General features: G+C 66.7%; 9 protein-coding genes. 5 read left to right on the top strand and 4 right to left on the bottom strand.

Annotation, left to right across the window (positions count from 1 at the left end):
• The 3 genes from B8115_RS02035 to B8115_RS02025 all read right to left on the bottom strand — a co-directional run.
• A partial coding sequence (locus B8115_RS02035) for an FAD-dependent monooxygenase (protein ID WP_010626072.1) occupies positions 1-508 on the bottom strand: 508 nt, incomplete at its 3' end.
• Positions 508-1,821, bottom strand: a complete 1,314-nt coding sequence (locus B8115_RS02030; protein ID WP_010626071.1) for a hypothetical protein — start codon at positions 1,819-1,821, stop codon at positions 508-510. The genes B8115_RS02035 and B8115_RS02030, both read right to left, overlap by 1 nt.
• Positions 1,822-1,870: 49 nt before the next feature.
• On the bottom strand, positions 1,871-3,355 hold the full coding sequence (locus B8115_RS02025; RefSeq protein WP_010626070.1) for an aldehyde dehydrogenase: 1,485 nt from the start codon (positions 3,353-3,355) through the stop codon (positions 1,871-1,873).
• A 240-nt stretch (positions 3,356-3,595) separates the two neighbouring features.
• Between B8115_RS02025 and B8115_RS02020 the strand changes: the two genes are divergently transcribed.
• The 5 genes from B8115_RS02020 to B8115_RS02000 all read left to right on the top strand — a co-directional run bounded on the left by B8115_RS02020 (position 3,596) and on the right by B8115_RS02000 (position 10,000).
• Positions 3,596-5,527, top strand: a complete 1,932-nt coding sequence (locus tag B8115_RS02020; protein ID WP_010626069.1) for a sigma-54-dependent Fis family transcriptional regulator — start codon at positions 3,596-3,598, stop codon at positions 5,525-5,527.
• Positions 5,528-5,682: 155 nt separating this feature from the next.
• Positions 5,683-6,660 (top strand): LuxR C-terminal-related transcriptional regulator, encoded by a 978-nt coding sequence (locus B8115_RS02015; protein ID WP_010626068.1) that lies wholly within the window; start codon positions 5,683-5,685, stop codon positions 6,658-6,660.
• A gap of 109 nt (positions 6,661-6,769) precedes the next feature.
• Positions 6,770-7,654: a transporter gene (locus tag B8115_RS02010; RefSeq protein WP_010626067.1), complete on the top strand. Its 885-nt coding sequence runs from the start codon at positions 6,770-6,772 to the stop codon at positions 7,652-7,654.
• A 25-nt stretch (positions 7,655-7,679) separates the two neighbouring features.
• Positions 7,680-8,891, top strand: a complete 1,212-nt coding sequence (locus B8115_RS02005; RefSeq protein WP_010626066.1) for an MFS transporter — start codon at positions 7,680-7,682, stop codon at positions 8,889-8,891.
• The gene (locus tag B8115_RS02000; protein ID WP_010626065.1) at positions 8,888-10,000 is read left to right on the top strand and encodes a class II histone deacetylase; all 1,113 of its coding nucleotides are present in this window, start codon (positions 8,888-8,890) and stop codon (positions 9,998-10,000) included. Before B8115_RS02005 ends, B8115_RS02000 begins: the two co-directional genes overlap by 4 nt.
• A 77-nt stretch (positions 10,001-10,077) precedes the next feature.
• Here the strand turns inward: B8115_RS02000 and B8115_RS01995 are convergent, their stop codons facing one another.
• Positions 10,078-10,506: a hypothetical protein gene (locus B8115_RS01995; RefSeq protein WP_010626064.1), complete on the bottom strand. Its 429-nt coding sequence runs from the start codon at positions 10,504-10,506 to the stop codon at positions 10,078-10,080.
• Positions 10,507-10,775: the final 269 nt, after the last annotated feature.

Raw genomic sequence — 10,775 nt, 5'->3', positions numbered from 1 at the left:
CGTGCGCAGTGGCACCGCGCAGGATCCAGGCCGGGCTCGACCAGGGAGCGGCATCGTGAAACTGCCGCCGCGCCACCGCCCTGCCCCGGGCCTCCACTCCCCAGGCAGCGGTCAGTACCTCGCCATTTGCCAATCTGAAGCGAACTCCATGCGCGGTGTTTTCGAGGCAGACCACGCGGGCCTCGATCAGCGGGACGCCGACCGCACGTAGATCCTCGAGCAGAGCCGCGTCGAAAGCGGGCCGGGGCAGCAGCCACTCGGCGTTGGGCGCCCGCGTCTCGCCCGCCCAGATGACCCGGCGCGGCAGGGGCCCCACCGCGCAGGCCGCGGCCCGAGACAAGCCCAGGCCGGCCAGGGCCTGAAGGCTGAGTCGGGAGATGCCCTCGATGGCGCGATAATCGCGACAGCGGCTCACCAGAGCGACCCGCCGACCGGCGCGGTGCAGCAGCATCGCCAGGGCGGCCCCCGCGGGGCCGCCTCCGGCGATCAGCACCGCCTCATCGCTCATTAGAAGAATACGCCTACCAGCAGTTGGGCATAGAAGGAGGTATCGTCATCGCCAAGCTGGGTGCCACCCTGCTCCGCGCTCCTGTCGGGGTTGTACCAGCCCAGCAGCGGCGAGACATACAGCCAGTCGGTGGGCAGCCATTCGAGATAGAGATTGTACTCGCGGCCCCCCATGTCGGGCTGATCGACCCGGTCGCGGCTCGAGAAGTCGTAGGCCAGCAGCCCCAGGTTCAGACTCTCGTTGATCGACCCCTCCAGCCCCAGCCGCCACACCTCGGCGTTGCTGTTGAAAGGACCGGCGTAGTTGGCCGCCACTTCGCCCTGGAACCAGGTGCCGTAGCCACGCGTGGCGCCGAAGAAGAGCGGATCCCACGCCTCGGAGAAGCGACTGTAGCGCAGCGACAGGGTGGGTTGACCGGGCAGCTCGCTGAAGGTCCAGGCCGGCTCCAGCGCCCAGGCATTCTCGCGGGTATCCTTGCGCTGGTGGGCCAATTCGCCGCGCAGGCTCAACGCCTCGTCCAGCAGGCGCTGCTCGAAGCGCAGTCCATAGACGTCCATGCCGTCGCGCTGGGCCAGGAACTCGTCGGCCTCGGCCTCGTCGACGCCCAGGCCGCGCAGGTAGGTGGCCTCCACCAGGCCGCTGCCATGATCATGAGAGAGGGTCAATGCCGCCATCTCGGTGCTGGCTTGGGCCGGATTGTCCGACTCGAACCAGGCCACCTGCCCCTGCCAGCCCTCGCGGCCCAGTGTCGCCGTCGCCGTACGGTCGAAGGCCTGGCGCCCGGCCAGGTAGTAGGCACCGCCGCGGTCCAGCTCCTCACCCAAGGCGTCACCCAGGCTGGTGGCATCGCCGGCCACCAGGAAGCCGTCGCCCAAGGTGATCGGCTGGCGCCCGGCAGAGACGTCCAGGCGCCAGGGCGAGGCCGGATCGCCCAGCGACTCGCTGCGGTAGCCGAGGAAGGCGTCCTCCAGTTCCAGCTCGCGCTCGTTGCCGGAAGTGAAGCCGGCGGCGTCGCCATCCCCCCAGGTGGCGGTGCCCACGGTGCTGACCCGGCCATAGAGGCCACCCTCCTTGGGGCTGAGTTCGGCGCCCAGGGTCAGCGTGCCCTCCTGCCAGCGATAGCGGCGTGCCTCGGCGGCGCCATTGGCATAACCCCGGTCGCTGTGGAAGGCCCCAAGTAGTGCCTGGATATCGATGTTCACCGTGGAGTGGCCGAGATCGGCCATCTCGTAGGCCTGGGCGGGCAGCGTGGCAACCAGCAGCACACCGCCTATCGCCCCGCACAGACGTGGCGAGGTGTTGTTCTTGTTCATCCTGTTGTTCCCCTTGAATGGAGGGTCCCTGGACAGGGACCCGGTTGCCTCACACGATCATGACGACAGATTTTTGTTCGGTGTAATGCTCGATCAACGAATCGCTGAGCTCGCGACCGATCCCCGACTGCTTGAAGCCGCCGAAGGGCATGCAGGCATCCAGCAGGTTGTGACCGTTGACCCAGACGCTGCCGGCCTCGATCTCCGGCACCAGGCGATTGACCGCCGAGAGATCGTTGGACCAGATGCTGGCAGCCAGACCGTAGGGCGAGTCGTTGGCCAGGGTCACCAGCTCGTCCAGCTCGCGGAAGGTCTGCACCACCACCACCGGGCCGAAGATTTCCTCCTGCACGCAGCGGCTGCTCTGGGCCAGGCCGGTGATCACCGTGGGCTCAACGAAATAGCCAGTGTCGCGCCCCGTACCGCCCCCGGTGACGATGGTTCCGCCGTCGCTGCGGGCCTGGTCGATGTAGGCGAGTACCCGGCTCTGCTGCTTGGCGGAGACCAGCGGTCCCAAGGTTGCAGTAAGCTCCCAGCCCGGGGCCAACGTCAATCCCCTCGCCTGCTCGGCGAGCCTGGCGACGAAGGCGTCGTGGATCGACTCATGCACGTAGATCCGCGAGCCGGCGGTACACACTTGCCCCTGGTTGAAGAAGATCGCCTGGGCGGCGCCGGCCGCGGCGGCCTCGACATCGGCATCGGCCAGCACCATCACCGGCGACTTGCCGCCCAGCTCCAGGGTGGTGCGGGTCAGGTTCTCCATGGCGGCATGGCCGATCTGCTTGCCTACCGCGGTGGAGCCGGTGAAGGCCACCTTGGCGATACCGGGATGCGCCGCCAGCGCTGCCCCGGCGGTATGGCCCAGGCCGGTGACCACGTTGAGGGTGCCGGCGGGGAAGCCCACCTGCTCGACGAGTTCCGCCAGCAGCAACGCCGTGAGCGGGGTGTCCTCGGCGGGCTTGAGCACGATGCTGCAACCGGCGGCCAGTGCCGGTGCCACCTTCCAGGCCGCCATCAGCAGCGGGAAATTCCACGGGATGATCGCTCCCACCACGCCGATGGGCTCGCGGCGGGTATAAGCCACGATCTGCTTGTCCTCGGGTACGAAAGGCATCGAGGGCGTCATGCTGCGCCCCTCGATCTTGGTGGCCCAGCCGGCGGTATAGCGGATGAAGTCGATGGCCAGGCTCACGTCCATGTGGCGCGAGAAGGTCACCGGCTTGCCATTATCCAGAGTCTCGAGCAGGGCAAAATCATCGGCGCGAGCTTCCAGGGCGTCGGCGAGGTCCAGCAGCAACTTCTCACGCCTCGCCGGTCGCGACTTGCGCCAGTGACGGAACGCCTCCCGGGCGGCGGCGACTGCGGCGTCGATATCGGCGGCGTCGCCGGCCGGCACCCGGCTGATCACCTCGGCGGTGGCGGGATTGTAGACGTCAAGGGTCCGGCCGCTGGCGGCAGGCAGCCACTCACCTCCGATGAAGTGAGTGTGGCTCTTGTCCAGCCAGGATTGAATCGTGGCAGAGAGCGGCGTCATGGTTGTACTCCTATGGGGCTGATTTATGATTGTCGGAGGGCCGTGTCGGCGTCGCACTGCCCGATGACTCCCTTCAGCATGTCTTAGCAAGCCCCGTGCCAGCTGAACGCGGACAAAATAAACACAATATAATCAGCGAGTTAATGACGGCCCAGAATTGCCCAACAGCGCTGTTGCGTCTCCGGACACGACGGCTGTCGCATCCTGGGACAGTTCGTCGGTCTCGCTGGGAGAGGGCCCATGACCATTCGAGCCGCCCTGAGAACCCCCGACGTGATCCGCCAGGTCCGCGAGCACCTGAGCCGTGGCCAGCTACCGGTGGATCTGCTCGATGCCAGCATTGGACGCTCCTGGCAACGCTGTCTGGACCACGGCCTTCTTCCCGGCACACGACTCGAGCTGTCGCAACTCGACAGCGGTGAGCTGCGCCTGCAGCGCGAGGCACATCGTCGCCTGATCGAGCTGGCCGATCCGTTGGTCAGTCGAGCCGCCGAGGATCTGCGCGGCTGCCAACTGCTGCTTGCCACGCCGGATGCCACCATTCTCAAGAGCTACGGCAGAGGCTTTGTCATCGGCGAGCACCTGCGCATCGGAGCAGGCATCAACCTGGACGAACGCCGGTTCGGCACCAACGCACCCGCCCTGGCGCTCATCGAGAGGGCGCCGGTGCTGGTCAAGTCCTGCGAGCATCTGCTGTTCCCCGACAATCCGGTCTCCTGCGTCGCAGCACCGCTGTTCGATCTCGATGGCAGCTGCCTGGGATTGATCGATCTCACCTTCGAGGCCAACCATCCGCGGCCCGAGATCTTCCTGCGCCGGGTTCAGCAGCTTACCGGAGCCCTCGAGCAACGCCTGTTCATACGCCACTACCAGCAGCGCTGGGTACTGCAGGTGCACGCTTCGCTGGCCGAGCTGGACGGGGTGAGCTGCGGCTTGGTGGCAATCAGCGACACGGGCTTCATCCTGGCCGTGGACTCCCAGGCCAGCCACTGGCTGGGGCAAGCCGCCGCTGCCTTGACGGGGCAGCCCGTCGAGGCGCTCTTCGGCAGCTCGTGGCCGGCATTACAACGCCAGTGCGAACGACAATCGACGCTGCTGGGCCTGGAGCTGACCGGCGGTCGGCTGTTCGGACGCCTCAATCCCCCCGAGCAGTGGCAACCTGCCGAGGTCGTTTCCACCACACTACCGCCACCCACAGCGACTCCCCTTGGCTGTCAGTTGAACGATTTGGTGGCGGACTGGCCCGCGCCCTTGGCCCGCGAGGCACACCGCGCTGCACGAGCACTGGCCGCGGGACTGCCCGTGTTGCTGCAAGGCGAAACCGGCACCGGCAAGGAGCAGCTGGCCAGAGCGCTGCATGCCAGCCTGGGCGAGCGGCGACCTTTCGTAGCGCTCAACTGTGCGGCCCTGCCCGAGAGCCTGATCGAGGCGGAGCTGTTCGGCTATGGGGAAGGCGCCTTCACCGGCGCCCGTAAAGGTGGCCACGGCGGACGCCTGGTGCAGGCCAACGGCGGCACTCTGCTGCTCGATGAGATCGGCGACATGCCCCTGGCGCTGCAGGCCCGGCTGCTGCGTGTACTGCAGGAGCGGGTGGTAACGCCGCTGGGCGATCATCGTGAGGTACCGATCGACTGTCAGGTGATCGCTGCCAGCCACCGAGATCTGGAGGAGCTGGTCGCCGCCGGCGACTTCCGTGAAGACCTTTTCTATCGTCTGGCGGCGGTGGTCGTGGAACTTCCCGCCCTGAGCGAGCATGCCGGCCTCGCAGCCCGGATCCGCAAGCGCTGGGCGGCACTGTGCCACGATCATGGACGCGATCTGGCCTTGGACGACCCATTGGTCGAGCGCCTTGCCGGCTATCCCTGGCCCGGCAACTGGCGGGAGCTGGAGCACTGTCTGGAAGCGGCACTGATGGGTGCCGATCCGGAGTGCCGAAAAGTCACGCTGGAAGACCTCTCACCGCGCTGGCAGCGCAAACTCGGCGCAGGCGGTATCGCCACCTGCGCCGACACGCCACCGACCATGCCGGCTTCAACCGAGTCCCCCCAGCAACTGCGCGAGCTGGAGCGCCTCCACATGCTGCGCACACTCGAGGCCCACGGCGGCAACATGACCAGCGCCGCCCGCGCGCTGGGCATCAGCCGCTCGACGCTCTATCGGCGGCTGGGGTAGCCGCCAACGACGCCCTGCACTTTACAGCACACCGCACCCCGCCTAAGGCCTCCCATCGTTCATCTGTACGATGGTCAGGTCCTTTCAGGTGGGGCGAAGATGGTGTCATGGCCTTGCTTCCCGGCCGACTCCAATAACAACAACGGTACCCGACGATGACCAAGCCCGATGCCGTGGCGTCCGACGACCTGCTGGGCGCCTTCAGCCAACTGCTCTGGGACATCAATCAACTTGCCCAGAAGCTGCCTCTGCCCGACTTCCACCCCGCGGCCCTGGCTCGGCTGCAAGAATTGTTGGCCTTCGACTGCGCCTGGTGGGGACGCTCGGTACTGATCGATGGGCGGATCGAGGAGCACAGCCGCTTCTTCTTCGAACTCCCCGAGGCGTACCTGGCCGACTGGCGCTCCATCGAGCATCAGGACGTCACCGTGGAGCGTAGCCACCGCGAGCCGGGGCAAGCGGTGATCGTCGACATGCGTGCCACCACCCCGGGGCTCGCCTGGCTGGGAGAACGCCATGACCTCAGCGAGCTGCTCTGCGTGATGCAGACCAACCCTCGCACTCAACTCAGCGACCATCTCTCGCTCTATCGGCGGCCCGGCTCGACCCGCTTCGGCGAGCGGGAACTCCGGCTGCTGACACACCTGATCAATCACCTCTCGATGGCAGTGGATGCCAGCCAGATCCGTACGCTGGTAGCGCGTCGCGAGTACCTTGAACGCCAGCCGCACCTGGCCTTGGCGGTGTGCGATCGCCAGGGCGTGCTGCATAGCGCCGAACGGGGCTTCAGCGACCTGCTCGGCGACGAGTGGCCCGACTGGCAGGGGCCAAGGCTACCGATAAGCCTGGGTGAAGCGGGTTACGAAGGTGCCCGGATCAGCATCCAGTGCCGCCCGGTCCTCGACCTCTGGCTGCTCACCGTCTGCCGCCTGGGGCCTCTGTCCTGCCTCAGCGGTCGAGAGCTGGCGGTCGCCCAGCACTTCGGCGGCGGGCTCACCTACAAGGAAATAGCCCGAGAGCTGGCGATCGCTCCCAGCACCGTGCGCCACCACATACGCAGCATCTACCAGAAACTCGACGTCCACGATAAGGCCAGCGTGGCCACCCTGGTCAACCGCTCGCCCCCTGGCTGATGCCTGCCGGGCCTAGAGCCCGCCTCATTCCCCACATGCCGACCATCGCCCGTCCGAACGGGTGAGGGCTTCGCCATGCCTGCGTCCTTACCAACCAAGAGGCGACACAATGACAACATCTCTCAAGCTACGGCGCTTCATCACCGGCCTGACCACGGCGCTGGCGCTGAGCGCCACTGCCGTCCAGGCCGCCGACCTCAACGCCCGAGACTTCCTGTCTGCCCCGGCAGGCACTTCGATAAGTGTGCTCTATCTGGCCAACGAACAGGCCAATCGCTTTCGCGGCGCAGCCGACCCCGAGGGCAATGCTCGCCTAGACGTGAACGCCTTGGTTTATCGCCAGGTTTGGTTCAGCAATATCTGCGGGCGCCTTTGCACACCCCAGTTCGTGGTGCCCCTGGTGGATGTGGATGCCCACCTGCCCGGTGCCGCCGAGCGGGAACGCCAGAGTGGCCTGGCAGATCCCCAGGTGGGCGGCACGCTGTTCTTCGTCGACCGTCCCGAGGACCGAGTCGCCAGCGGCTTGCTGTCGATGCTGACCCTGCCGGTGGGCGAGTACGACGGCCAGCGCCCGGGCACCTCTCCCGGCGCCAACCGCTGGGCGGCAACCTTCGTGTTCAATTACACCCAGGGAGTGGGCGAGAGATGGGTCCTGGAGGCCAACCTCGAAGCCCAACTCTACGGTGACAACGACGACTACCTGGGCATGACCCTCGAACAGGATCCGCTCTACCGTCTCCAGGCGTTCGCTTCCTACGACCTCACGCAGAGCACCTATGGCGCCCTGCGCTTGATCCATGCCGAGGGCGGCGCACTGCAGTTTGATGGTCAAGCGCTGAGCGACACTCGCCAGCGTTATACCCAACTGGGCGTAGAGCTGGGCCACCGGCTCACGCCCCGCCACCACCTGATGCTGTCCCTCTCGCATAACGTCGACACCGACAACGCCTTCCACGGCAGCCAGGCCCTGCTGCGCCTGGCCCGTGTGTGGTGAACCGCACGACCATCGGAGATCCCCCATGACTCTCGAGACATCGACTACCGAAGGCGCCTCGTCGCGCCGCATGATCGTCGCCATCGTCGCTTTCGCCGCCCTGGCCCCGGCGGCGCTGATGGTGGCTCCCGCCATCGCCGGACAATTGGTTTCACAACTGGCGCTCGGGCCCTCCCAGGTCGGCAACCTCTTGGCCATCGAGCTGGGCGCCTTGAGCCTGGCCACCCTGCCTGCCTACTGGTGGCTGCCGCGGGTCTCCTGGCGACGAGCGGCACTGCTGGCGGGGCTGGTCTTCGTTGCCGGCAACATCGCCTCGGCGCTGTTCGGCCAACAAGACTACGGGCTCTTGATGACGCTACGCTTCGTGACCGCCCTGGCTGCCGGCTCGCTGATGATCGTGTGCATCTCGGCGGCGGCACTGACCGCCAATAAGGATCGTGTCTATGGCCTCTGGGTGATGGGCCAGCTGGTAGTGGGTGCCGTGGGCCTGGCGTTGCTACCGCCTATGTTCGAGATATTCGGCCTCGCGTTTCTCTACTGGCTGCTGGCAGGGTCGATGCTGGCCTGCCTGCCGCTGGCCCGTTTCCTCCCGGCGAAAAGCACCCAGCGGAGTGCCGGCCAGCGCGACCGCCCCTTGCCGCGACTCAAGGCGGGGCTCGGTGTACTGGCCATCTTCACGTTCTACATCGACATAAGCGGGGTCTGGACGTTCATCGGTGCGATCGCCACCGAGAGCCGAATCTCCGCCGAGCATAGCGGCACCATCCTGGCGATCGCCACCCTACTGGGCATTGTCGGCGCCGCCTGTGCCAGCCTGCTGGGCAAGTGGGCCGCCCAGGGACAGGCACGCCGCGCGATGCTGCTGGCGGGCTATGCCGCCTTGGTCGCCGCCACCCTGGCACTGATGGGCCACCCGGGCATGGCGCGCTTCGTCATCGCCGCGCTGGTCTTCAAGTTCACCTGGACCTTCATCCTCCCGTTCGCCCTGGCCAGCCTGGCCGAACTCGACCCCTCCGGGCGCCTGATGAACACCGTCAACCTGGTGATCGGTGGCGGGCTGGCCACCGGCCCCTTGCTCGCCGGCCAGCTGATCGAGGCCCAGGGTCATCACACCGGCATGCTGCTGGGCGCCTCCGCGGCAGGCCTGCTCTCCCTGGCCCTGATCCTGAGCTCCAGCGGCGCCTCGACGACGCTGCGAGACGCTCGAACCACACCCACCCAAGGAACGACCTCATGACCCGCCGTACCGCCTTCTTCTTCGATGAACACTGCCTGTGGCACAGCGCCGGCCAGCACGCTCTGGTCATGCCGGTAGGCGGCTGGGTGCAACCCCCAGCCGCCGGTGGGCTGGCCGAGTCGCCGGAGTCCAAGCGACGCTTCAAGTCGTTGATGGATATCTCGGGGCTTACCCGGGCCCTCGATCTTCGCACGGCCCCCATGGCCAGCGAGGAAGACCTGCTGCGCATTCATCCCGCCGAGTATCTGGCACGCTTCAAGGCGCTGAGCGATGCCGGCGGTGGCGAACTGGGCGACCACGCCCCCATCGGGCCGGGCAGCTACGAGATTGCGCGGGTCTCCGCGGGACTGGCGATCGAGGCCGTGGCCACGGTGCTGCGCGGCGAGGCTGATAACGCCTACTCATTGTCGCGCCCCCCCGGCCACCACTGCCTGCCGGATCGCGCCATGGGCTTCTGCATGCTGGCCAACATCCCCATCGCCATCGAGGCTGCCAGAGCCCGCTCGGGCCTTAGCCGTGTCGCAGTGATCGATTGGGATGTCCATCATGGCAACGGCACCCAACACGTCTATTACCAACGTGATGACGTGCTGACGATCTCGCTGCATCAGGAGGGCTGCTTCCCGCCGGGCTACGGCGGTGCCGACGATCGCGGCAGCGGCACGGGCCTCGGTTACAACCTCAATATCCCGCTGCTGCCCGGTGGCGGTGAGGACGCCTACCAGCATGCCATGCAGCGACTCGTGGTACCGGCACTGGAGCGCTTCGCCCCGGAGCTGATCATCGTCGCCTGCGGCTTTGATGCCAATGGCTTCGACCCCCTGGCGCGGATGCTGCTGACCAGCGAGTGCTATCGGGAAATGACCCGTACGCTGCGCCAGGCCGCCGAACGGCTCTGCGACGGGCGCCTGGTGATGGTCCACGAGGGCGGCTACTCCGAGGCCTACGTTCCCTTCTGCGGTCATGCGGTGGTGGAGGAGCTCAGCGGCGTGCAAACCGATGTGACGGATCCGATGCTCGAGTTCCTGCGTCTGCAACAACCCAATGCCGACCTGCAGGCCTTCCAGCGCGAACGGCTGGAGGCTCTTGCGGCCAGTTGGGAGCAATAGCCGAACGCAGGCGGCCGAGAGGCGCCCGGCTTGGCAGACGCTCTCGGCCCTCACCGTGGGGCAACGCTGCCAAGCCGTTAGCCGGCCGTCTCGGCCAGCCGCTCGAAGGCCGCTGCGTTGGGGCAGAAGGTATGGCACTCGTCGACCCCGGCGTCGCGGCGCATGGCGCCCCAGCAGTGGCCAGCCACCGGGCAGGCATTGCAGTTGCCGCGCAGGCTGGGGTAGCTGACGTGGCGTTCGACGCTGGCCGGCTCGAGACCGAAACGCTGCAGCATGGCCGGCATCAGGGTGTCGGCCGGCACGAAGGCGCGGTAGCCGCCACGATCGAGGTGACGCGCCATCTCGCGCTCGAAGGTGGACTCCAGCGGGGTATCGAGATCTCTCAGCATCTCGCTGTAGACCTGCGGCGATTCCGCCTCGATCTCGCGGACCAGTCGCCGCGTGGAAGCGCGGTAGCTGCCTTCGCAGAGGCGGTTCCACCATGTGTTCTTGGCTGCCTGGGACATAGGGAGACTCCTTGACGATACGTTTCCTGCAGTATCGGCCTCCCAGCAGCTGGTGACATTGACGAGGGTCAAAATAGTTTCAATTGAAACGACATTGCCGAAGTTGGGCGTCCAGAAGACGTGCCGCAGGCGGCAGCCGGTATCCGCTGCGGCTCGGCTATGATCCGCTGCGGCTCGGCTATGATCCGCTGCGGCTCGGCTAGAGGAAACGCTCGAAGCGGTAGGGGGCTGGGTCGATAATCGGATCGGCGCCGGAGAGAAGATCGGCT

This window comes from Halomonas sp. KM-1, from assembly GCF_000246875.1.
GTDB classification, from domain to species: domain Bacteria; phylum Pseudomonadota; class Gammaproteobacteria; order Pseudomonadales; family Halomonadaceae; genus Halomonas; species Halomonas aerodenitrificans.
This window is presented reverse-complemented; position numbering and strand designations above follow the sequence as displayed.